Genomic DNA, 21653 nt, shown 5'->3' with positions numbered 1-21653 from the left:
TCTCCCCTTGTGGGAGAAGGTGGCGCGTAGCGCCGGATGAGGGGTTCAGCGCGGGTGGAGGGATACCCCTCACCCGCCGTTCGGGCACCCTCTCCCACAAGGGGAGAGGGGGGCCGGTGAATTGTGAGAATTCGTGCCACTCGAGCGTAGCTCTCGTGGCCTTCTCACCTCAAATCGCTTCACTGGAGCGATTTGCCCTGCGGGACGGAGAAGAAGATGGGCGAACTGGCAATCCTTTACGAATGGGCGATGTTTGCGGCGCGGTGGCTGCATGTCGTGACGGCCATCGCCTGGATCGGGTCGTCGTTCTATTTCATTGCGCTCGATCTTGGCCTCAGGAAGACCCCGAGCCTGCCGCCGCTCGCCCATGGCGAGGAATGGCAGGTGCATGGCGGGGGTTTTTATCACATCCAGAAATACCTGGTGGCGCCGGAATTCTTGCCCGAGCACCTGACCTGGTTCAAATGGGAGAGCTACGCGACCTGGTTCTCGGGCGCGATGCTGCTGGTGCTGCTCTATTATGTCGGAGCGGACCTGTTCCTGGTCGACCGCAATGTGCTCGACGTGCCGAGCTGGGTCGCCATCCTCATTTCGGCAGGGTCAATCGTGCTGGGCTGGTTGCTCTACGATACGCTGTGCAAGTCACCCATCGGGCAATCGACCACCGGGCTGATGCTGGTGCTGTTCGCCATCCTGGTGGCCATGAGCTGGGGCTATACGCAGCTCTTCACCGGGCGCGCAGCCATGCTGCATATGGGCGCCTTCACGGCGACGATCATGACCGCCAATGTGGCCATGATCATCATTCCCAACCAGAAGATCGTGGTGGCGGACCTGAAGGCGGGACGCGTGCCCGACGCCAAATATGGCAAGATCGCCAAGCAGCGGAGCCTCCACAACAACTACCTGACGCTGCCCGTCATCTTCTTCATGCTCTCGAGCCACTATCCGCTGGCCTTTGCGACGCAGTGGAACTGGGTGATTGCCAGCCTGATCTTCCTCGTCGGCGTCGTGGTCAGGCACTATTTCAACACCCGCCATGCGCGGAAGGGCAATCCGCACTGGACCTGGGCCGTGGCGGTCATCCTGATGCTGGTCATCGCCTGGCTGTCCACGAGCCCGAAACTGCCCAGTGCGGACAGTGAAACGCTGGTGACGGCGACCGGTGAACGCTTCATGGCGACCGAGCATTTCGCCTCGGCCAGCCTTGCCGTGCAGACGCGCTGCGCCATGTGCCACACAGCCGAGCCTGTGTGGGAGGGCATTTACGAGGCGCCGAAAAATGTCATCCTCGACAATGACGTGGCCATTGCCAACAACGCCCACGCCATCGCCATTCAGGCCGGCTGGAGCCATGCCATGCCGCCGGGCAATGTGACGGAAATGACCGATGCGGAACGGGCGCTGCTGGTCGAGTGGTATCGCGAAGGATCGGGCTCATGAGCCGAACCGTACTGCGCGGGCGGGTGCTGAGCTTTCATCGCGCGCCGCAGGCCATCGATGACACGGAGAGCTACCTCTATCTGGAGGATGGCGCCGTCAGCATCGAGGATGGGGTTGTCGTTGCGGTTGGCGATTTTGACAGCGCCGATACGTCAGGCGCGGTAATTGTCGATCATCGGCCCAATCTCATCATGCCGGGCTTTATCGACCTGCACCTGCATTATGTGCAGAGCCAGATGATGGCGGCCTATGCGGGCTCGCTGCTGGAATGGCTCAATACCTATACATTCATCGAGGAGCAGAAGTTTGCCCAGCAGGGGCATGCCGATGCGGTGGCGGTGGATTTCTACGACGCGCTGATCCGGCATGGCACGACCACGGCTGTCGCCTATTGTTCGAGCCATCCGCGCTCGGTCGACGCGTTCTTTGCCCAGGCGCAGCGGCGCAACATGCTCATGGTCGGCGGCAAGGTGATGATGGATCGCAACGCCCCCGAAGAACTCTGCGACACACCGCAATCGGGCTATGACGACACCAAGGCGCTGATCGCCCGCTGGCACGGCAGGGGCAGGGCGCTCTATGCCATCTCGCCGCGCTTCGCGCTGACCTCGACCCCCGAGCAGATGGAGATGGCGCGGGCGCTGGTTGCCGAGCATCCCGATTGCTACGTGCAGACGCATGTGAGCGAAAACCAGGCCGAAATCAGCTATGCGATGGAGCTCTATCCCGAGGCCAAGGACTATACCGGCATCTACGAGGATTATGGGATCCTCGGCCGCAAGACGCTGCTTGGCCATGCCATCCACCTCAATCATCGTGAGACCGCCGTCCTGGCCGAGACCGGATCGGTGGCGGTATTCTGCCCGACCTCGAACCTGTTTCTTGGCTCGGGGCTCTTCGACCGAGAGCGGCTGGTGAACAGTGGCGTGCGGGTTGGCATCGCCACCGATATTGGCGGGGGCACCAGCGTTTCCATGCTGCGCACGCTCGACGAGGGCTACAAGGTGCTGCAGCTGCGCGGGCAGCGGCTCAACCCGTTCGCGAGCTTCCACATGGCGACGCGTGGCAATGCCGAGGCGCTGGGGCTGGAAGACACGATCGGCTCGATTGCGCCGGGGCGCGCCGCCGATCTGATCGTGCTCGACGCTGCGGCGACGCCGACGATGCGCATGCGCCACCCAACGATGACCACGCTGGCCGAGGAGCTTTTCCTGCTTCAGACCCTCGGCGACGACAGGGCGATTGCCGAGGTCTATGTGGCGGGTGCAAGGGCGAAGTCCACTTTGGTCGGGTTGTGAGGGCGGCCCCGCTGATCTAACGTCGTGCCGTCCTACTATTTGGGCGTGATCTTCCAGTTATCGTCATTGCCCGGCTCGACCGGGCAATCCAGCGATGTTGAGGCATCCTGTGACCACCCGGTCAAGCCGGGTGGTGACGGCGCGGGGAGATCGCGCCAGACTCACTTTTGAGAAGGCTTTCCATGACTGACTACCAGACCAAATCCGGCCTTTCCGTGCACAAGCTGCTCGTCGACTTTGTCGAAACCGAAGCGCTGCCGGGGCTGGCTGTAACGGCAGAGCAGTTCTGGGACGGGCTGGCCAATCTTGCCCGCGAACATGTGCCGACCAATGCAAAGCTGCTGGCCAAGCGCGACGACATCCAGGCCAAGATCGACGACTGGCATCGCAAGTATGGTCCGGTGGCCAACAATCCGCAGGGCTACGAATTCTTCCTCAAGGAAATCGGCTACCTGGTGCCCGAGCCGGCTGATTTTACCATCGAAACCGAGGGGCTCGACCCGGAAATCTCCAGCACCTGCGGGCCGCAGCTGGTGGTGCCGGTCAGCAATGCGCGTTATGCGCTCAATGCTGCCAATGCGCGCTGGGGCAGCCTTTATGACGCGCTTTATGGCACCGATGTCATTGCCCGCGATGGCGACCTGGTGCCCGGCAAGGGCTATAATCCCGCGCGCGGCGCGGCGGTGGTCAAGCGGGCGGCACAGTTTCTCGACGAGGCCTTCCCGCTGAGCACGGGCAGCCATGCCGATGTCACCGCCTATATGGTGGCCGAGCAGGGCGGCATCGCCAACTTCATCATCGACACCAAGGCGGGTCCGGCGACGCTGCAGGACCGCGCGGCCTTTGTGGGATATGCGGATAAGGGCGGCAAGGCCGAGATCGTGCTGCGGCATAATGGCCTGCATGCGGTGCTGGTCATCGACAAGTCGAGCACGATCGGCGCGTCGCATGCGGCGGGTCTTTCCGATGTCATCGTCGAAGCTGCGCTGACCACGATCCAGGATTGCGAGGATTCGGTTGCGGCCGTCGATGCCGAGGACAAGGTCGGGGTCTATCGCAACTGGCTGGGCCTGATGACCGGCACGCTGGAGGACACGTTCGAAAAGGGTGGCCAGACGGTCACCCGGCGCCTCAAGGCGGATCGCGTCTATCGGGCGGCGTCGGGCGGGGAACTGGTGCTCAAGGGGCGCTCGCTGCTGCTGGTGCGCAATGTGGGGCACCTGATGACCACGGATGCGGTGCTGCTCGAGGGCAAGCCCATCGGCGAAGGACTGATGGACGCCGCGGTGACGGCGCTCTGCGCCATGCACGACAAGGGCGCCAATGCGCGCGAGGGCGCGATCTACGTCGTAAAGCCCAAGATGCATGGGCCCGAGGAAGTGGCTTTTGCCTGCGCCATTTTCGCGTCGGTGGAAGGCTTCCTCGGATTGAAGCCCAATACGATCAAGATCGGCATCATGGATGAGGAGCGCCGGACCTCGGCTAACCTGAAGGCGGCGATCTACGAGGCGCGGCAACGCGTGTTCTTCATCAATACCGGGTTTCTCGACCGGACCGGCGACGAGATCCACACTTCGATGGAAGCGGGCGCGGTACTGCGCAAGGACGAGATCAAGTCCGAGCGCTGGATTTCCTCCTATGAGGATCGCAATGTACTGATCGGGCTGGCCTGTGGTTTTTCGGGCCGGGCGCAGATCGGCAAGGGCATGTGGGCGCGTCCCGACGACATGGCGGCGATGATGGAGGCCAAGATCGGCCACCCCAATGCCGGCGCGAATACGGCCTGGGTGCCCTCGCCGACCGCGGCAACACTGCATGCGCTGCACTATCACCAGGTCGATGTGTTCGAGGCCCAGAAGCGTCGGCACAACCAGGCGCTGCCGGGTCTGGGCGAACTCTTCTCGATGCCGGTGCAGGCACCCTATTCGCTCAGCCGCGAGGAGATCACCCGTGAACTTGAAAACAATGCGCAGGGCATTCTGGGCTATGTGGTGCGCTGGGTGCAGCAGGGTGTGGGCTGTTCCAAGGTGCCTGACATCAACAATGTCGGGCTGATGGAAGACCGCGCCACCTGCCGCATTTCGAGCCAGGCAGTGGCCAACTGGCTACGCCACGGCCTCGTCAGCCGCGACGAGGTGACTTCGGTGTTCGAGCGTATGGCCGCCGTCGTGGACGGGCAGAATGCCGGAGACCCGCTCTATCGGCCGATGTCCGAGAATTTCCAGTCTGTCTCCTTTACCGCGGCGCTGGACCTGGCCCTGCATGGGGCGGACCAGCCTTCGGGCTATACCGAGCCGCTGCTGCATGCTGCGCGGCGGAAAGTGAAGGCAAGGGACGCGGCTGGGAGGTAGGACGACAGAAACCGCCACAACCACAGGGCCGTCCTCGGGCTTGACGCGAGGACCAATCGGGACAGCCGCCAAACCCGCGTTTGAGACTGGTGGCCCTCGGGTCAGGCCCGAGGGCGGCGCGGTGGGTGTGGCGAGCGGGGCTTTCCCTGCAGTTAATCCACCACATAAGTCGGTAGCGTCACGCTCGTGCCCTCGTGAAAGATCTCCACATCGTTGGCGACGAGGATGGTCGCGGTGCTGATAGGCTCATCGGTGCCCATGTTGCGGGCGTAGCGGGGATGCGCGCCCGAGGCGACGAGCAGGCGTAGCCGGTGACCGGGCAGGAAGGTGTGGGCGGTGGCGTGCAGCGGGATGACGAGCTGCCAGCGCCCGTTGTCGTCACGTGGCGTCTCCGGCGTGACCCTCACAAAGCCATCGCAGATATTGCGTGAGACGCCATCGGGTCCGACATCGTTGAGGCGGACGAAAAAGTCGGCATGGGGCAGGGCAGCGCGGGCGACGAGGGCAACGCGGCACTGGCCGATGATGGTCATCTCGCTGGTGAGAACGCGGCTGGTATAGCGCAGCACGTCGGAGCGCGCTTCCAGCGCGGCGTTGTCGATGGAGCCGGCGCCGGTAAAGGCAAAGATGGCACCGCCCAGATTGGGGGTGGGCCTCGCCGGGTCATAGCGATAAGTGTCGCTGCCTGTGCCGGACGGGCTGTTGTTCGCCAGGATGCCGTTGCTGCCAATCTGCCAGGTGAGCGGCGATGGCGGGCCGGGCGGATAGGCGTCGAATTCATGCCATTCATTGCGGCCTGATATGTGCAGGCGAACCGGGCGGTCGCGCAGGCCAGAATGGTCATCCAGCAGCCATGCGCGCATCCAGTTCAGCGTTTCGCGCAGGTTGTCGCGCTGCAATTCCTCGGCGATGTGAAACCAGCTGCCGATGGTGAGATAGGGCCGGTGGCCAAGTTCCACCAGCCGCTGGTAGTCGGCCAGAAGCGGATCGACCATGAAGTCGAACCAGCCGGAGATGAAATGGACCGGCGGGGTGTTTTCGCTGAGACGGTGGCGATGGTCGAGATCGGCCCAGAAGGCATCATTGCCGATGGCGTGTTCGAACCAGTGACGCCAGAAGCCGATAGGGTGGCCTACCGCCTTCTTGTCGGCTTCGAGCAGCGGCAGGACGGCGGCGGCCTTTTCGGTGCGGCGCTCGATGTCGCCGGAGAACATGCGGGCAGCGGTGTGCAATGGGCGACGGCGGAGTCCTTCGATGACCTGAACCCAGCTCAACCACAGATTGAGGTGAAAGGCCCCGGCGGGAAAAACGACAGGGCGAAAATCGGTCGTGGTCACCTTGGTCGCCAAAGCTGCCGTTTCGGGCAGGGCATCGCTGATCGCCCACTGCGCATAGCCCAGATAGGACGGGCCGGTGAGGCCGATGCGCCCGTCATACCAGCTCTGGGCCTTGATCCAGTCGAGGGTGGCCAGGCCATCGGCGCGCTCATTGGCGAAGGGGTCGAATTCGCCGCCGGATTTTTCGGTGCCCCGACAGGCCTGGATGACGACATGGAAGCCACGCTCGGCATAGGCCTCGGCAATGCCGGCAAAGCCACGCCGTCCGTAGGGCAGACGCATCAGGATCGTAGGGTGAGGGCCGGGACTGTCGGGGGCGTAGTGATCGGTCTTGAGGATGATGCCGTCGGCCATGGGGACGGCAATGCCACGCTTGCGGCGCACCCCGTTGAGGCGCGGCGGCAGGTCTTCGACCCAGGCAAAGTAGTGAGAGGACACGCTCATTGGATCGGGCCTCCCATTGCGGCGACCAAGCTCGAATTCATGGCTCGTCCTTCACACAACACGCTGCCGACGGGCTGAATCTGGTGCATGCGAGGCCACATGCCAAGAGGCATGATTGTGAGCGGCTCGGCCTGTCGCTGCGACGGAACTCAGTCGTGGGTGAAATCCCACCATGGCGGGAATTCTTGCCTATGGAATGGAGGGGGATAACCTAAGCCTCGTGCTCGGCCCGTCACCCCACCCCCATTCCTTCCCCATCAAAGGGGAGGGAGGCGCAGGCATCAGTCGCCGGTGTTCATCGTCTCCCTCCCCTTGTGGGGAGGGATGAAGGGTGGGGGTGCTGCAACCGCCGGATGACTCTAGACGAAATCGAACTTGTCGACGTCGAAGAGGCCGCGGTCGGTCATCTTGAGGTGCGGGATCACAGGCAGAGCGAGGAAGGCCACCTGCAGGAAGGGTTCGGGCAGGACGCAGTCGAGCGCTTTTGCAGCGTCGCGCAGCTGGTGGAGATCGTGGGCGACATCTTCGAAGCTCTTGAGGCTCATGAGCCCGGCAATGGGGAGGGCCAGTTCGGCCGTGACCTTGCCGCCGTCGGCCACGGCAAAGCCGCCGCCCAGCTCGATCAGGCGATTGACGGCCACAGCCATGTCCCCGTCATTGGCGCCGACCACGGTGATGTTGTGGCTATCATGGCCGACGGACGAGGCGATGGCGCCCCGCTTCAGACCGAAGCCGGTGACGAAGGCGCGGCCGATATTGCCGTTCTTGCCGTGGCGCTCGATGACCGCGACTTTTATCACATCGGCATCGAGGTCGGGCTGGAGGCCCGTATCGGAGGTCGCCAGCGTTACTTCCTCGCGGAAGGTGAGGATGAGGCCGGGTCGGACGCCGATGACGGGAACGCGATTCTGGCCGGGCTTTGGTTCGGTGATGAAGGCGTCGGGGGAAACCGGACTGGCCTTCATCGAGGAGAGGCCGACCGGGGCGACCGGGTCCCTGAGTGCAAAGAGCTCCGGCGTCACCAGACGTCCCGCGGCGATGACATCGGAAACGCGGCACTCTTCAAGGCTGTCGAGAATGGCAATATCGGCGCGCCAGCCGGGGCCGATGAGACCGCGATCCCTGAGGCCGAAAATGCGCGCAGCCGAATGACTGGCGGCGCGGTAGACGTGGTGCAGGGGCCGGCCCATGGCGATGAGGCGACGGATGGAGCTGTCGAGATGGCCTTCCTCGGCTATGTCCAGGGGATTGCGATCGTCGGTGCAAAGGGCGACGAAGCTCGACGTGTTTTCGTCGAGCACTTCGGCAAGCGCCTTGAGATCCTTCGAGACCGATCCTTCGCGGATGAGGATGGCCATGCCTCTGGCGAGCTTCTCGCGCGCCTCGGCGGCTGATGTGGCTTCGTGGTCGGTGCGGATGCCGGCGGCGAGATAGCCATTGAGCGCCTGGCCGAGGAGCAGCGGCGCATGGCCATCGATATGCCCATCCTGGAAGGCGACGAGCTTGGCGAGAATGCCCGGATCGGCGTTGAGCACGCCCGGGAAATTCATAACTTCGGCGAGGCCGACCACTTTGGGGTGGTCCCTGAACGGCAGCAGGTCGTCGATTTCGAGACGGGCGCCGGATGTTTCAAAAGGCGTGGCGGGCACGCAGGAGGAGAGGTTGACGCGCACATCCATGATGGTGCGTTCGGCGCTGTCGAGGAAATAGCGCAGGCCCTCGGCCCCCAGTACATTGGCGATTTCGTGCGGGTCGCAGAGCACGGTGGTGACGCCGTAGGGCAGCACGCAACGGTCGAATTCGAGCGGTGTCACCAGCGAGGATTCGATATGCAGATGCGTGTCGATGAAACCGGGCACCGCGAAACGGCCCGTGCCGTCGAGGGTTTCGTGGCCCTCATAGGTGCCGTGGGTGCCCACGATACGATCGGCGACAATGGCGATGTCGGTGATGGTGACGGCGCCAGTGATGACATCGAGCAGGCCGATGTTCCTGATGACCAGATCAGCCTTTTCCTTGCCCTGCCCGGCCATGATCATGCGGGTGAGGAGGGCGGGATCGGTCATGGTCTTGTTCTCATTGCTGTTCATGCCGAAGGGTCGGCTTGGGTGGTCGCGGCGTCAAGCCCCTTGCGACGCATGGGGGGAACCCAGCGTCGCACGCGCCGTTGGTTCAACAAGACGCAAAAAACAGGAGTACCGCATGGAGACCTACGACCCCGACAAGAACACGACCGAAGTGCGCCAGGCCAGCCCGCGAAAAATGAACCTCCGGGTGCTGGTGTTTTCGCTGGTGACTATCGTCGTCGCATTCGCAGTGATTTATTTCGTCTTCGGGATGATGCAGCCGGCCCAGCCCTGATGCCTCAGGCGGATTGACGCATGAAAGCATCGTGCAGTTGCGCCTGGCGTCGGGCCGGCTCGGGCGGCGCGTCGGGTGTGTAGAGACAGTACCGGTTGCGCCCGCCATCCTTGGCCCGATAGAGGGCGTCATCGGCAAAACGCAGCAGCTCCGTTTCGTCATGAGCCAGGTCCGGCGCGGTGGCGATACCGACGCTGACGCCGATGGACACCGTACCGGCTGACAGTTGAACCGAGCGGGACAAGGTCTCGATAATGGCCTCTGCGAGCGCCTGCGGCTGGGCGTGGCCGTGGATGCCCGGCATGATGATGGCGAATTCGTCGCCGCCGAACCGGATCAGCGTATCCTCAGGCCGCATCAATGTCGCAAGCCGGGCAGCGACGGCCGTGAGCAGTTCGTCGCCGGCGGCATGGCCGAGCGTGTCATTGACCTGCTTGAACCGGTCGAGATCGAGAGCCAGCACGGCGAGGCGAGGCTCGCCCGCCGGCATGGCGCGGAAGCCTTCATGGAGACGGGTGCGGAACAGGCTGCGATTGCCCAGTCCGGTCAGGGGATCATGCAGGGCGCGGTGGCTCGCCTCTTCGCGCTGCGCCTGCAACGCGGTCATCGCGCGGTAAAGGCTGGCAAGGAGCAGAGCCACAATCAGCACGCCGATGGCGAAAGCGGAGGCCAGAGCGGGCATGGCAGTCTGCAACAGGCGCGTGCCGGAGTGATCGGCCTGCCAGGTAAGCCAGGCGATGACTTGGCCAGCCTTGTTGGTAATCGGCAGGTGTGCACCAGTATCCGGGTCCGGTGGCACGGTGACGAATTCCGGGCCGGTAATCCTGTACTGGTCACCCAGATAGGTGGCGGACGTCTCGTCAAGCAGCAGGACCGAGACATAGAGAGCCTCGGTGCCGGGAGCAGGCGCGTTCTCTCCGCTATAGGAGAGAATTGGCATGATCGAAACGAGCGCGGGGTGACCCTCATAAAGCGCGAAATCCATGACATGGGGCGCTTCGTCGCTTACGCCGGAATTGTAGGCGGAAATCTGCGCTTCGATTTCGACGGAAGCCAGTTTGGCCAGCATCGGCGCCAATTCGGCAGCCGCCTCGGTGGCAGATTTGGAGCGGATGTGACCGCCCTCGCGCATGGCCATGATCGGCGCGCCTGACGCATCAAGGATCAGGCTGCGATTGTGGCCATAGGAATCGTAGGCATAGGTGCCCAGATTTTCGACCAGCCATTGCTGGTCGCCGGAAGCGACGGCCTCCACCGCCTCGTCCCAGACGGCGACCTCGTCCTGAGCGAGATAGAGCTGGTTGCCAAGTTCGGCGATGGCGCGTTCGAGCAAGGCCTTGTCGCGGGCAAGGGCATTGTCATCGACGCGCTGCGCCGACCAGGCAAGGAACCATGCCAAGGCGCCAATGGTGATGCCGGTGACCACTGCGATGGGCAGCAGGAACCGGGCCGTGAACTGCGTCGATCCCGACAAGCGCATCTTTGCCCCCGAACGTTGCGGGGCAAATCTGGGAGAAGCCCGTTAGCACGGGCTTAATCTCGGATCGGCTTCGATTTTCTGCGTTAATGAGCGGTATCGCGGCGCGGAACCGGGGCGCGCTGTTGCGGGTTGTCGCAGAAGCGTCACAATGTCGAGCGGCACAGCGAAATGGATATCGGCAACGAGTTTGGTTGGGTGGAGACTTATCTGCCCGCGCATATCATCGCGATCAGGCTGGCCATCGCGGCCGCGCTGGGGGCACTGATTGGCATCGAGCGGGAAATAAACACGGCCGAAGCGGGCCTGAGGACCCATATTCTGGTGTCGGTCGCCGCGGCCCTGTTCACGATCCTCGCCTTCGAGATTTTCCACACTATCGAATCCGGTGCCCAGGGGCCGCAGGCCGACCCGATCCGCGCGGTCGAGGCTGTCACCGCCGGCATCGCGTTTCTGGGGGCCGGTGCCATCTTCAGGAGCGGTGCGGGCGTACAGGGGCTGACCACGGGGGCTGGCATGTGGCTGGCCGGCGCGGTGGGCCTGGCGACGGCGCTGGGATATTATCTGATCGCCACAGGCGTCGCCGTGCTGGCCGTGGTGGTGATGGCGGCGTTGCGCGCCGTGGCGCATCACGTCATCAGGGGCAAAGAGCGGCAAGGGGCATCCCAGAGCCCGGAAGGGCCGCGGGGAGAGACAAACAGGCGTGCCGAGCAGCGCTGAGGGACATGCGCCAGCGGCGATTTGCCTCTCCCCCCGTACGGGACACGACCGGGAGGTGCCGTGCCCGCGCCCATGCGCAGGACCTTGCGAACAAGATCGCGCCAAGGATCGGCGGCGGTGCAGACCACCGATCTTTTCAAACGGCGGAGAGTGTCGCTTGGGAATGCAGCCTGGTCTGACGACCTCACTGCAGCTTCACTCTCCGCCTAGGCATGTAACCTGTGGACGCAGGAGTCACATGCCAACCGCATCCAGGCGCTGACTGCGCGCCCAGAAACTGACTATGGAGGCGACCTCGTGCCGATAGGCATCGCGGTCGGCCTGCCGAAAGAAAACGGCGGAGGCCCCGGCATCGTGCAGGGCCTCTCGCCCCGCCCGATCAGTCGTCTGCGTCATGACGGCAAGGGGAACACCCTTTTGCCGGAGCAGCGCCTGGTTGCGGATCACGAATTCGAGATTCGCGCCGCTATGGGCCTTGAGATCGACAATCACCAGTCCCGGCCATTCGTGGCGGACATCGGCCAGGTTCGCAGTCAGGAAGGCTTCACCGGCCGTCGGCAGGTTGAAGTGCTTCACATCCGGAGCCCCATGCGCCAGCAGCATGCGGGTCAGCAGGTGGGCGGAATGACCGTCATCATCAATCAACGCGATGAATGGCGTGTCGTCGAAAACTGCGTACACAAGTCACCTCATCCCACGCCGCGTGGGCTCCGAACAGAACAAAACGCCAGCGCTGTCCAAAGCCATTCCGGCTCGGGCAGTGTGGTTTATACGATTTGTAGAACACGCCCGGCGGGGCCTGACCGCACGGGGAACATGTCGCGTTCGTGACGTCGACGAGACGGCGTATGATTGAAACGAGTCTGCGCGGGGAGGCAAAATCAGGTAAAACCAGGGTTACCCGCCTTGCGTTTTACATGTAAAGCGGCGCACAGTTCCCTTGAGGTTTCAGGGGCATAGTGTGGCGGAGATCGTGGCGGATAGTGAGGGGGTAAATCGGGCCCTTGCCAGCCTCGTGGCCTGGCCCGAGATCGCACGCTCGCCGCAACTGGCCAATTTTCTCACCTATATCGTCGAGCGCCGGCTGCGCGGCGACGCACAGTCGATCAAGGCTTACTCCATTGCCGTCGACGTTTTCGGGCGCGCTCCCGATTTCGATCCGCAGGCTGATCCGATCGTCAGGGTGCAGGCGCGGCGGCTGCGCGGGCTGCTCGATCAATACTATCGCGGCCCGGGCGCAGACGATCCGATACGGATTCTCTTGCCTATAGGGCGATATGTCCCGGAATTCGTCGCTGCCGACGACATGCCCGTGGCTGCGGTTGCTGCGCCGCCGCCGCCGGAGCCTGCCAAAGCGCAGCCCGTGCCTACCAGCCGGGGCAGGCCGCGCGGCCATGTGACCCTTTCATGGTTCGTGCTCCTGGTGCTGGCGCTGGGCGCCGTGGCCGCGACCTATTCGCTTGCGACCTGGGGGCCGCGGCGCGATCAGCAGGTTGCCGTGTCGGGGGCGATGCAGATGCCGCGTCTCAGGATCATGGAATTCCAGAACCTGACCGGTGACAACAGGCTCTCCCCCTCCATTGCGGCCCTCGCGGTCGAACTGGTGACCGATTTCGATCCGCTGCTGATTGTCGATGTCTTGTTCGGGGGGCGCGGTGATATTGACGGCGCTACCCGCGTCGAGGATTTCGTGCTGACCGGCATCGTCCGCCGCGACAGCGCGGTCGAGACCGACTACCAGTTCAGCGCCATCCTGACCGATGCGGCCACCAATAGTGTCGTGTGGAACTGGGCGTCAACGATCTCGGCGGAGCGGATCAGCGAGGCGGGCGGCATTTCCTTCGTTTCGCAGGAACTGATCCTGAGGCTGGGCGGCCCGCGCGGCCCGCTGCATTTCAAGGCGCGCGAACTGCTGGCGCGCACCGACATTTCCGGCCAGGAAAACTTCTATCTGTGCAGCATCCTGTTCGTCGCCTATCGGACACTGCCCAGCCCGGGCACTGCGGCGCGACTGGATGCCTGCCTGCGGGCGCTGCCGGAATCGGCGGAGATGAACGGGAATGTCCTGGCCGCACGCGCCAGTCTGGTGGCCGAGGCTCCGCTGGATGCGCGCTGGGCCGAGGAGGCGCAGCGCGATCGATATGCCCAGGCCGACAACATGCTGGTGCAGGCCCTGCGCATAGCGCCTACGAGCAGCTTTGTCTGGGAACAGCAGGCCCGGCTCTACGAGGCGCAGGGCGAGCACGAAAAGGCGCTGGCCGCCTATGGAACATCGCTGCAGCTCAACTCCGCCAATATTGACGCCATGGCAGCCTATGCGCGGTTGCTGTCGCTGGTCGGTCGCCTCGACGCGGCCCTGCCGCTGGCGCGACGCGCCATTGACGCGGTGCCGCCGCTGGAGGTGCCGGACTGGTTTGAATGTGTGCCGGCACTGGGCGCCTGGAAGGAACAGAACCTGCAAACTGCCGCGCGATTGGCCCAGGAATGCGCCCGGGTCGACAAGGAGCTCGGGCCAATCGTGGCCCTGCTCGTCGCGCATGATGCGGATGATGCAAAGGTGCTGGCGGAGTCGCTGCCCAGAATTCTCGAACAGCCGACGTTCCGCGGCTATGGCATCCTGCGGCGGTTGCGGGTCAGAATGTCTGATGAGGACCTGATCGGCCGGATCAGGCAGGCGCTCGTCGCAGCCGGCGTGCCGGAAGCCAGTATCGAGGGCGCCTACTGAGCGTCGCCCAGGGCGCGTGGGATTCAGAGATGGCGGGCTGCAAATGCCAGCTTTCCGCCCCTCCGGTGCTCATGGGCAAAGCGCACGCCCCGCTCATGGTCCTTGGAGCATGGTTCTGGGTGTTCTTCCGCCCCTACTGGGCCGGCGAAAAGCCTTTGCGGCATAATTCGATGAAGCGGGTGCCACGTTCCTCGAAGTTCCTGAACTGATTGTAGGACGGCGCGCCGGGCGACAGGATCACCGTGTCGAAACGGGACCGCCTGGCGCCCAGAGCGGCAATGGCAGCGTCGAGATCAGGCGCTTCGACAACGTCCAGATCAGGTGCGACAGCCCGGGTGGCGGTCGCCAGCCGCTGGCCGGTGACCGGCAGGGTGACGAGCGTGGTGACGCCGCGCAGGGCGAGCAGGGCCGCCAGTTCGGTGTAATCCTGCTCTCGTTCATGACCGCCGGCGATGAGGGCAATGCGACGGCCCGGATAGGCGGCGAGGGCCGCCTTGGTGGCTTCGGGCGTGGTCGAGATCGAGTCGTTGACGACCGTGATGCCGCCGATGCCGTGTTCCTCGAGGCGATGGGGCAGGGGCCTGAAAGCGGCAATGCCGAGAAGAATGCCATCCATCGTGCCGCCGACGCCAAGGGCGATCTGGGCGGCGAGCAGGGCATTGTCGAGGTTGTGGGCGCCGCGCAGCCGCGAATGAGCCACCGCGTTCTCGATGATGCGGTTCTGCTCCGGTGTCAGGTCGGGCAGGAGGCGACGATGGTCGCGCACGGCCTTGGCAACGAGGGCATTGCCCCGCGCGGCCGCACCCAATGCAACGGCAAAGGCGCCATCGCGGTCGATCAGGTGAAGCTTGTCGGCATAATAGCGCTCGACCGAGCCGTGCCAGTCGACATGCTCGGGATAGAGGTTGGTGAGCGCGGCCACGTCGGGCAGGAAATTCATGTCTGCGGTCTGGTAGCTCGAAAGCTCGAAGACCACGACTGCATGCTTGTCGGCGATTTCGAGCGGGGCGAGGCCGACATTGCCGGCCAGGCCCGCGTCGATGCCCGAGCGGGTGAGCATCAGATGGGTCAGCGTGGCGGTGGTCGACTTGCCCTTGGTGCCGGTAATGGCGATGACCGTGCGGCTGTGCCTGTATGTGGCGCCCCAGAGATTGAGGTTCGAGGTGATCGGCACCCCGGCCACTCGTGCGGCATCGAAGACTGGCTTGTAGCGCGAGACACCGGGGCTTTTGACGATCAGCCCGAAGCGGCCTGCGGCAATGGAAGCGGGCAGGTCTTCGATGGCAATCTGCTCGGTGTCCGGAATGTCGGCGCTGCCGCTATCGACGGCGACGAAGACCTTCAGCTCCGGCTGGCGCGCCTTCAGGAAGGCGCGAGTAGAGAGGGCCTCGCGGCCGGCACCATAGAGCAGGACCGGAGTGTCAAACCGCATAGGCGGCCACCTTGGCGGCGAGCGCCGGGGGAATGTGGTGGTCGTGGCTGTCGGTCAGGCACTCGGCCATGGCGAGCTGCAGCTTTTCCTCGCCATACTGGGCGAAGAGATCGGCCTTGATGGCGCGGACAATGGCGTCCTCATGCCAGTCAGCGTGGCGGGTCAGCGTATAGAAGCAGGCGGCGGCTTCGAGAATTTCGCCAACGCATTCCCACGGCTTCTGGCCGGTGAGGCCTGCCAGCTCACGGAAGGACTGTTCGTTGGCCGGTTCGTCGAGCAGGTTCTTGCCGAAAATCCTGAGCATCCGGTCCTTAGCCATGAAGGGCGCGAAGATCAGGAAGACGAAGTGGCACTTGGGACATTCACCGCACCAGAGCGGACCGTCATTGCCGTTGAGGCGGAAATTGCGGTTGCAGCTTGAAAAGACGCTGTCGAACTTCTTTTCCTTGGTGAAGAGCGAGGCGATGCGCGCTTCCGAATAGGGACGCAGCAGCGAGAAATATTTCAGCGCGCCACCAGTGGCATTGGCGAGCGTATCCGAAATCAGCAGTTCGAAGCCGAGCGACTTGGAATATTGGTGATTGGTCTCGCGCCCGTCGAACACCACATTGCCTTCACTGGCCGAGCGCTCATTGGACAAGGCGATCTGGTTGTAGCCGTAGAGCAGGGCGCAGAGCGAAGCGATCATGGAATTGATGGCCGTCGAGGGAACATGGCCATTGTAAAAGCCCTCGACCTGGCCGAGGCGGATCATTTCCGGGTCCAGCTTGCGCGTCACATAGACCGGCGCGACGCCAATCGCGTCGATGGAGGTGACGATCGGGCCCTTGGGGTTGACCGCGAAGGGCGTGAACTGCTGGCCGGTATGGGTCAGGAGGTCGACACTGACGAGGCTGTCCTTGCCGCCGCCAATGGGGAGCAGGGTGCGCTCGGGCAGGGCAATGGGCCTCTGGCGCTCGGTGGCGTCGGCAGGAGCGGTCAGGCTGAGCTTGCCGAAGCGGGCCAGCTCATTACGGGCATAGAATTCACCCAGTCCATTCTCATAGACATCGATGACGAAGGCGCGTTCGGCCGCGGTGAGCGGAATGGACGGGGCCTCGATCGAGAGGGGCGCGCGCAGCTTGAAGTAACTGACGCCAAGGACGAGTGCGGTGAGACCAAGCAGTTTTGCAAAGTTCGGGGAGGCGGCAGCGTCCGTGTCGGCGCCCGAGGGCAGGGTCAGGACTTCGGTAAAGCTGAGCTCATTGAGCGTGTAGGGAAAACGCGCCTCGCCAGTGGCGGGATCGAAGGATGGGCTCTCGATACGGAAGAATTCGGTCACGGGCAACTCGCTGGCTTCAATCACCATATAGGTGATTTGCTGCCGTGGCGGGAGTGGGGCGTGGAGCCGTCCCGCAGGCAAAACATGCCAGTGGCACGATTTGAGGGGAGAAGGCGATGAGGGTGAGGCCCGAATGGCGCACGCCGACGCGCATAAGCCGGTCCGATCATGCTAAGCGGCGGGCGGGACCCTGAGGATCTTTTCCATCGGCCGGCCCTTGGCCAATTCGTCCACGAGCTTGTCGAGATAGCGCAGGTCGCGCATCAGCGGGTGATCGATTTCTTCGAGGCGAACACCGCAGATGACACCCTTGATGAGGAAGCGGTTGGGATTGAGGCGCGGGGCGTTGTCGAAAAAGTCCTGGAAGGTGGCCTTTTCTTCCAGCGCCTTGTCCAGCTCGGCCTGGCTATAGCCGGTCAGCCAGCGGGTTACTTCGTCCACTTCATCCTTGGTGCGGCCCTTGCGTTCCGCCTTGGTGATGTAGTGGACATAGACGCTGGCGACGCTCATGCCGTAGATGCGATGGTTTTCGTAGTTCATGGCGGCAGAATACTGTGAGACCGCTGACGGTGTCGAGCCGGCCGGGTGTCGTTCGTCGCCAGGGTGTATCCAGAACTGGAGCTGTCCGATGCTGCCGATCCTCACCGTCTTCAAATGGTCGCCCGATGGCGGCATGGGCATGGCGCGGGACATGCGGGTGCGCTGGGCTCTTGAGGAGGTGGGCCAGCCCTATGAGGTGCGCTTCGTGACGTTCAAGGAGATGAAGCAGCCTGAACACCGGGCGCGCCAGCCCTTTGGGCAAATCCCGGCCTATGAGGACGGTGGGCTCAAGCTTTTCGAGTCCGGCGGTATCATCCACCACCTGGCCCAGACTCATGCGGGTTTGTTGCCGGAGGATCCGGGTGCGCGGGCACGGGCGGTGACCTGGATGTTTGCGGCAGTGGCCACGGTGGAGCCGCCCATTGTCGAGCGCGAGCAGGCGGATTTTACCGATGCCGGGCAGAGCTGGTACAGCGTGGAGCGCCTGGCGTTTCTCGACGACCGCATCCGCGTGCGGCTGGCGGACCTGTCGGCGGTGCTTGGCGAGAAGGACTGGTTGGACGGCGATTTTTCTGCCGGCGACATCATGATGGTGCTGGTGTTGCGTCGGGCAGATTCGGCGCTGGTGGCGGAGTTTCCCAACCTTGCGGCCTATATTGCGCGGGCCGAGGCGCGGTCGGCCTATCAACGGGCCTATGCGGCGCAGCACGAACTCTATTCTGGTGAACCGCCGGCAGAGTGGTGAGGCTGGGCACACACCTGTGGATGGGGAAGCACAGCACGGTAGCCTACATCAGGCGCTCAAGCCGTCCTTTGCGCTTGACGATGTTCTTGTAGTCCCACTGCACGTTGCGGGCTTCTTCAAGCCAGCTGACCAGTTCATTGTCGTTGATCTGGGTAGGCGAAGTGTAGCGCTTTTCGGCGGCCTTGAACGTGCCTTCCTTTTCCAGCCCCGGCGTCTCGAAGGACTGGCCGTTCCAGAACAGCAGGCGCACCGGACCCTTGAGCTTGGAATAGCCCACGATCGGGTTGCCATCGAGGAACCAGACCGGATGGGCATGCCAGATCTTGCTTTCCGCGTCGGTCAGCACGCGGTCGATGATGGTGCGGAGGTCGTCGCAGATCAGGCGGAATTCGTCGAACTGCGCGGCGTTGTATTCATCGATGGTGGTGGGTTTGGTGACGGTCATGCGGGCCTCCCTCGGCGCGATTATATCGCGACGACGAGGGAAGCGGGGGGATTTCGACGGGGGGATATTCGTCCCCCTCCGTCACCACCGGGCTCGTCCCTGTGGTCCATGCCCCAACTAGCTGGATTGCCGGGACAAGCCCGGCAATGACGATGGGCTGGGTAGCGAGCTACGCTCAGTAGATTCGCATCTGCATGCGCATGACGATATCTGCACCCAAACGCTGGAAGCCGTATTCGCGCATGGTGCAGCGCCATTCGCCGCCGGATTTTTCGATGCGGAAGAGATTGTAGCGGGCCGGATCGTCGAGCGTGCCGCCCTGGGCGGCGCTGGCGGCGGCGACGCCGATGACCGGCACTTCGTGGGTCTTGCCCGGAATGTGGTGGATCGAGGAGCGGTGGGTGTGGCCATGCAGGACCAGCTCGGCCCCGGCATCCGCAATGACCTGGCGGAACAGGCGGTGGCCCTTGAGGCCGAAGGAGGGGTGCTGCAGTTCCGCATTGGGCGGATGGTGGATCAGGACGACCCGGAAATAGTCGGCATCGCCGAGAAGCTTGAGGATGCGGCTGAGGCGGGCGGCCTGTTTTTCCTCAAAACGGCCGATGGCCATGAAAGGCGGCGTCGGGACGGCGCTGGAACAGGAAATGATGGCCATTTCTCCCACGCGCCGGACGAAGGGAAAGGCTTCGCCCTCGAGGGTTTCACCCTTGAGATAGTCGCCCCACTGCTCGCGTGCATAGTCCAGGGCGCCAGGGACATAGGCGTCGTGATTGCCCGGGCAGACGGCGGTGCGATCGGGGCCGCCCAGGGCGCGCAGCCAGTTGCCAGCGCGTTCGACTTCGCTGTTGAGCGCCAGATTGGTCAGGTCGCCGGTGACGGCGGTGAAATCGGCATTCTGCTCCTGCATGTGGGCAACGAGCTGGGAGAGTGTCTCGGTGTTCATCTCGCCATGGCGCTTGAGCTTCCAGTTGAGGAAGCCGGTGATGCGCTTGCCCACCAGGTCGCGCATGCCGACATGGGGCATGGGCGAAAGGTGGATGTCGGAGATGTGCGCCAGGGTGATCATCGCGGGGGGTTTTGCCAGAACGTGGGGCCCAAGAAAACGTTCAATCGACACAACACACGATTTTGTCGCGGGCCAAGCTCTGCTACCGAGGGGGCCAAACGGAGAGCCAGCCGATGATGAATCGCTTCCAGCGCGTGCGCGCCAAGGTGTTTTTGACCCTCAAGGGGCTCTGGCATCGCATGACCGTGGGAGCGCGCGTCATGGTGGTGGATGGCGACAAGGTTCTCCTCATCCGCCACACCTATGTGCCGGGTTGGCAATTTCCGGGTGGCGGCGTCGGGCCGGGGGAAACCTTCGAGGAAGCAGGGGCCCGCGAGACGCTGGAAGAAACCGGCTACAGCGTTGTGGGGCGGATGGAGTTGTTCGGGCTCTATCACAATTCGAGCCCGGTGACCGATCGGGATCACGTCGCGTTCTACGTGGCCAAGCAATTCAAGTTCGAGTTCGACCGCAAGCCGGACCACGAGATTGCCGAGATCGGCTGGTTCGACCGCCGTGCCCTGCCTGAAAAGGTGACCCCGGCCACGAGCCAGCGGATCGACGAGTATTTTGACGGCGTCGAGAAGCGGACGGTCTGGGGGTATTAGCGCCGACCTTATTCTTCTCCCCCTCGGGGAGAAGGTGGCGCGTAGCGCCGGATGAGGGGGACGCCGCCACCGCGTCGGCGCCGCGGATGGTTCCCCCTCACCGACTCGGCTGCGCCGAGCCACCTCTCCCCGAGGGGGCGAGGAAAAGTGGCATCGAGCGCAATCCCCCTCGCTTGTGCATGGACCACCCGGTCAAGCCGGGTGGTGACGGTGAACAAGAGACGCAGCGCTCGTTCTGAGTGGCCCTCGGGTCAGGCCCGAGGGTTGATGCCTGAGCCTAGCCAATCAATCCAAGAACGGTAGTTCAGGGCCGATCGGGATGATCCGGTGCGGATTGATGGTCGTGTGGCTCCAGTAATAGTGGGTGCGGATATGGTCGAGGTCGACCGTTTCCTTGACCCCGGGTACTTCATACAGCGCCTTGAGATAATGCGACAGGTTGGGGTAATCGGCGATGCGCTTGCGGTTGCACTTGAAGTGGCCGACATAGACCGCGTCGAACCGCACCAGCGTGGTGAAGAGACGCCAGTCGGCCTCGGTAATGCTGTCGCCGGTCAGATAGGCGTTGTCGCCCAGAAGACCCTCGACCCAGTCCAGCGCCTCGAAGAGTTTTGAGACGGCCTCGTCATAGGCCTCCTGCGTGGTGGCAAAGCCGGCCTTGTAGACCCCATTGTTGATGTCGTCATAGACGCGGGCATTGATCGCGTCGATCTGCTCGCGCTTGTCGGCGGGATAGTAGTCGTCGGTATTGCCGGTCAGCTCGTTGAAGGCCGAGTTGAACATGCGGATGATTTCCGAACTTTCGTTGGAAACGATCGTATTGGTCTTCTTGTCCCAAAGCACGGGGACAGTGACGCGGCCGGTATAGTGCGGGTCGGCCTCGGTATAGACCTGCCAGAGCGTATCCTTGCCCAGGAGGGCGTCGCCGGTGGAGCCCCCGGCTTTGTCGAAGCTCCAGCCGGTTTCGTCGGGCATTTTTGGCGCGACCACGGAAACAGAGATGAGGCCCGTCAGCTCCTTGAGCTGGCGGAAGATCAGGGTGCGGTGGGCCCAGGGACAGGCCAAGGACACATAGAGATGGTAGCGGTCGGCCTCGGCGAGGAAGCCGCCGGTGCCGGAGGGGCCGGGCGCGCCATCTGCGGTGACCCAGTTGCGGAATCCGGCCTGCGAACGGACGAACTTTCCGCCGGTCTTCTTGGTGTCATACCACTGGGTCGACCACTTTCCGTCGATCAACTGTCCCATTGAATTTGCCTTTCGGTCATCTTGCTGTCGGGTTTGCCTGACCAAATCGACAAACAGCCAGCCGGTTGCAGTGCTGACACAGAGCTAATGGCGCCCAAGGCAAAGGATAAGACCGG

Annotated in this window: 18 protein-coding genes; 8 read left to right on the top strand and 10 right to left on the bottom strand. The window is 63.5% G+C overall.

All coding sequences use genetic code 11. The features are described from left to right. Nucleotides 1-216 precede the first annotated feature (216 nt). The 3 genes from MQW79_RS07805 (at nt 217) to MQW79_RS07795 (ending at nt 5092) form a co-directional block, all read left to right on the top strand. On the top strand, nt 217-1443 hold the full coding sequence (locus tag MQW79_RS07805; RefSeq protein WP_476587823.1) for a urate hydroxylase PuuD: 1227 nt from the start codon (nt 217-219) through the stop codon (nt 1441-1443). Continuing rightward, nucleotides 1440-2741, top strand: a complete 1302-nt coding sequence (gene guaD / locus MQW79_RS07800; protein WP_476587822.1) for a guanine deaminase — start codon at nt 1440-1442, stop codon at nt 2739-2741. The genes MQW79_RS07805 and guaD overlap by 4 nt, the downstream gene beginning before the upstream one ends. 182 nt (nt 2742-2923) lie before the next feature. Next, entirely contained in the window at nt 2924-5092 is a 2169-nt protein-coding gene (locus MQW79_RS07795; protein WP_476587821.1) for a malate synthase G, read from the top strand. A 152-nt stretch (nt 5093-5244) separates the two neighbouring features. Here the strand turns inward: MQW79_RS07795 and MQW79_RS07790 are convergent, their stop codons facing one another. Both MQW79_RS07790 and ade read right to left on the bottom strand, forming a co-directional pair. After that, nucleotides 5245-6873, bottom strand: coding sequence for a CocE/NonD family hydrolase (locus MQW79_RS07790; RefSeq protein ID WP_476587820.1), 1629 nt, complete (start codon nt 6871-6873; stop codon nt 5245-5247). A 359-nt stretch (nt 6874-7232) separates the two neighbouring features. Further along, a complete protein-coding gene (gene ade, locus MQW79_RS07785) occupies nt 7233-8939 on the bottom strand; it encodes an adenine deaminase (RefSeq protein ID WP_476587819.1) in 1707 nt (568 codons plus the stop codon). A gap of 136 nt (nt 8940-9075) precedes the next feature. Here ade and MQW79_RS07780 point away from each other — a divergent pair, with 136 nt between their 5' ends. After that, nucleotides 9076-9234: a hypothetical protein gene (locus tag MQW79_RS07780; RefSeq protein WP_476587818.1), complete on the top strand. Its 159-nt coding sequence runs from the start codon at nt 9076-9078 to the stop codon at nt 9232-9234. 4 nt (nt 9235-9238) lie between these two features. Here the strand turns inward: MQW79_RS07780 and MQW79_RS07775 are convergent, their stop codons facing one another. Next, complete coding sequence (locus tag MQW79_RS07775) at nt 9239-10714, bottom strand: diguanylate cyclase domain-containing protein (RefSeq protein WP_476587816.1); 1476 nt, start codon at nt 10712-10714, stop codon at nt 9239-9241. A 168-nt stretch (nt 10715-10882) separates the two neighbouring features. Here MQW79_RS07775 and MQW79_RS07770 point away from each other — a divergent pair, with 168 nt between their 5' ends. Further along, nucleotides 10883-11431: an MgtC/SapB family protein gene (locus tag MQW79_RS07770; RefSeq protein ID WP_476587815.1), complete on the top strand. Its 549-nt coding sequence runs from the start codon at nt 10883-10885 to the stop codon at nt 11429-11431. Between the two features lie 234 nt (nt 11432-11665). Here MQW79_RS07770 and MQW79_RS07765 read toward each other — a convergent pair whose 3' ends face one another. Next, on the bottom strand, nt 11666-12112 hold the full coding sequence (locus MQW79_RS07765) for an ANTAR domain-containing protein (RefSeq protein ID WP_476587814.1): 447 nt from the start codon (nt 12110-12112) through the stop codon (nt 11666-11668). Between the two features lie 280 nt (nt 12113-12392). Between MQW79_RS07765 and MQW79_RS07760 the strand changes: the two genes are divergently transcribed. Then, the gene (locus tag MQW79_RS07760; RefSeq protein WP_476587813.1) at nt 12393-14156 is read left to right on the top strand and encodes a hypothetical protein; all 1764 of its coding nucleotides are present in this window, start codon (nt 12393-12395) and stop codon (nt 14154-14156) included. Between the two features lie 133 nt (nt 14157-14289). On the opposite strand, the gene murD is transcribed toward MQW79_RS07760, so the two are convergent. The 3 genes from murD to MQW79_RS07745 form a co-directional block, all read right to left on the bottom strand. After that, nucleotides 14290-15588, bottom strand: a complete 1299-nt coding sequence (gene murD, locus MQW79_RS07755) for a UDP-N-acetylmuramoyl-L-alanine--D-glutamate ligase (RefSeq protein ID WP_476587812.1) — start codon at nt 15586-15588, stop codon at nt 14290-14292. Continuing rightward, nucleotides 15578-16909: a MurL-like N-terminal domain-containing gene (locus tag MQW79_RS07750; protein ID WP_476587811.1), complete on the bottom strand. Its 1332-nt coding sequence runs from the start codon at nt 16907-16909 to the stop codon at nt 15578-15580. The genes murD and MQW79_RS07750 overlap by 11 nt, the downstream gene beginning before the upstream one ends. A 171-nt stretch (nt 16910-17080) precedes the next feature. After that, the gene (locus tag MQW79_RS07745) at nt 17081-17449 is read right to left on the bottom strand and encodes a DUF2200 domain-containing protein (RefSeq protein WP_476587810.1); all 369 of its coding nucleotides are present in this window, start codon (nt 17447-17449) and stop codon (nt 17081-17083) included. 88 nt (nt 17450-17537) lie between these two features. Between MQW79_RS07745 and MQW79_RS07740 the strand changes: the two genes are divergently transcribed. Then, complete coding sequence (locus tag MQW79_RS07740) at nt 17538-18194, top strand: glutathione S-transferase family protein (protein ID WP_476587809.1); 657 nt, start codon at nt 17538-17540, stop codon at nt 18192-18194. Between the two features lie 43 nt (nt 18195-18237). Here the strand turns inward: MQW79_RS07740 and MQW79_RS07735 are convergent, their stop codons facing one another. Further along, nucleotides 18238-18639: a DUF1801 domain-containing protein gene (locus MQW79_RS07735; protein WP_476587808.1), complete on the bottom strand. Its 402-nt coding sequence runs from the start codon at nt 18637-18639 to the stop codon at nt 18238-18240. Between the two features lie 175 nt (nt 18640-18814). After that, nucleotides 18815-19705 (bottom strand): metallophosphoesterase family protein, encoded by an 891-nt coding sequence (locus MQW79_RS07730; protein WP_476587806.1) that lies wholly within the window; start codon nt 19703-19705, stop codon nt 18815-18817. Nucleotides 19706-19818: 113 nt separating this feature from the next. Here MQW79_RS07730 and MQW79_RS07725 point away from each other — a divergent pair, with 113 nt between their 5' ends. Next, a complete protein-coding gene (locus MQW79_RS07725; RefSeq protein WP_476587804.1) occupies nt 19819-20292 on the top strand; it encodes an NUDIX domain-containing protein in 474 nt (157 codons plus the stop codon). A gap of 285 nt (nt 20293-20577) precedes the next feature. On the opposite strand, the gene MQW79_RS07720 is transcribed toward MQW79_RS07725, so the two are convergent. Next, entirely contained in the window at nt 20578-21537 is a 960-nt protein-coding gene (locus tag MQW79_RS07720; RefSeq protein ID WP_476587803.1) for a glutathione S-transferase family protein, read from the bottom strand. Between the last annotated feature and the right edge of the window lie 116 nt (nt 21538-21653).

The sequence above is a fragment of the Devosia sp. Micro-HW1 genome (genome assembly GCF_056341075.1).
Note: the sequence above shows the minus strand (reverse complement) of the source record. Positions and strands in the feature narration are given on the sequence as shown.

Coding starts and splice junctions, on each gene's coding strand:
- MQW79_RS07725 (WP_476587804.1), top strand. CDS start 19,819: ATGATGAATCGCTTCCAGCGCGTGCGCGCCAAGGTGTTTTTGACCCTC.
- MQW79_RS07745 (WP_476587810.1), bottom strand. CDS start 17,449: ATGAACTACGAAAACCATCGCATCTACGGCATGAGCGTCGCCAGCGTC.
- ade (WP_476587819.1), bottom strand. CDS start 8,939: ATGACCGATCCCGCCCTCCTCACCCGCATGATCATGGCCGGGCAGGGC.
- guaD (WP_476587822.1), top strand. CDS start 1,440: ATGAGCCGAACCGTACTGCGCGGGCGGGTGCTGAGCTTTCATCGCGCG.
- MQW79_RS07775 (WP_476587816.1), bottom strand. CDS start 10,714: ATGCGCTTGTCGGGATCGACGCAGTTCACGGCCCGGTTCCTGCTGCCC.
- MQW79_RS07720 (WP_476587803.1), bottom strand. CDS start 21,537: ATGGGACAGTTGATCGACGGAAAGTGGTCGACCCAGTGGTATGACACC.
- MQW79_RS07735 (WP_476587808.1), bottom strand. CDS start 18,639: ATGACCGTCACCAAACCCACCACCATCGATGAATACAACGCCGCGCAG.
- MQW79_RS07780 (WP_476587818.1), top strand. CDS start 9,076: ATGGAGACCTACGACCCCGACAAGAACACGACCGAAGTGCGCCAGGCC.
- murD (WP_476587812.1), bottom strand. CDS start 15,588: ATGCGGTTTGACACTCCGGTCCTGCTCTATGGTGCCGGCCGCGAGGCC.
- MQW79_RS07730 (WP_476587806.1), bottom strand. CDS start 19,705: ATGATCACCCTGGCGCACATCTCCGACATCCACCTTTCGCCCATGCCC.
- MQW79_RS07740 (WP_476587809.1), top strand. CDS start 17,538: ATGCTGCCGATCCTCACCGTCTTCAAATGGTCGCCCGATGGCGGCATG.
- MQW79_RS07790 (WP_476587820.1), bottom strand. CDS start 6,873: ATGAGCGTGTCCTCTCACTACTTTGCCTGGGTCGAAGACCTGCCGCCG.
- MQW79_RS07805 (WP_476587823.1), top strand. CDS start 217: ATGGGCGAACTGGCAATCCTTTACGAATGGGCGATGTTTGCGGCGCGG.
- MQW79_RS07770 (WP_476587815.1), top strand. CDS start 10,883: ATGGATATCGGCAACGAGTTTGGTTGGGTGGAGACTTATCTGCCCGCG.
- MQW79_RS07795 (WP_476587821.1), top strand. CDS start 2,924: ATGACTGACTACCAGACCAAATCCGGCCTTTCCGTGCACAAGCTGCTC.